Origin of the sequence: Acidovorax sp. K2F, from assembly GCF_025246485.1 — a bacterium.
In the GTDB taxonomy this organism is placed as follows: domain Bacteria; phylum Pseudomonadota; class Gammaproteobacteria; order Burkholderiales; family Burkholderiaceae_C; genus Acidovorax; species Acidovorax delafieldii.
Map to the genome: position 1 here is coordinate 1 of NZ_JAOBSQ010000115.1, position 559 is coordinate 559.

The window sequence follows — 559 nt, forward strand, 5'->3', positions numbered from 1 at the left end:
GGCGGTCTAACGCCTACTTTGCATCGACAGTCAAGGAATAAATAGGTATCCAGGTTGGCAGAATATTTTTTGACAGGCTATCTGTACAAAAGATGATTGGGCACATATCCACCAGAATTGTTGAGGAATTGCCATGCGCAATTTGGAGGGAGAGCCCCGCGAATCAAGCGTCAGTGCGTCTGTCCGTTGCGGAGATGATCCAGAACAACAGCAACAAACAATGGTTGCAACAATGCCGCAACGAGGTAGCTGCCACGAGCAGCTGGTCGGGTTATGCATCATTGCTCGGTTGCATCAAGTGGCCGCCGATCCCGCAACCTTGGCGCATCAGTTGAGCCTTCAGTCGACCGGTGCACTTGTTGTTTCCGATATTCTTCGTGCCGCCAAATATCTATCGCTCAAAGCTAAGCTCTCGCGATGCACGCGTGATCGACTCACATTAGCGCCGTTACCAGCGCTTGCAGTGATGCACTCCGAAACCGGAGCTCTGCGAACTGTCGTGCTTGCACAGTGCGACGGCCAGCGCGTGCTAGTTCAGGACCCTTCCGCTTCTGGTGCC

Annotated in this window: 1 protein-coding gene; it reads left to right on the top strand. The window is 53.3% G+C overall.

What is annotated here, in order from left to right:
- Positions 1-133: 133 nt before the first annotated feature.
- On the top strand, positions 134-559 hold a 426-nt coding region (locus tag N4G42_RS25505; protein WP_260669186.1), incomplete at its 3' end, for a cysteine peptidase family C39 domain-containing protein.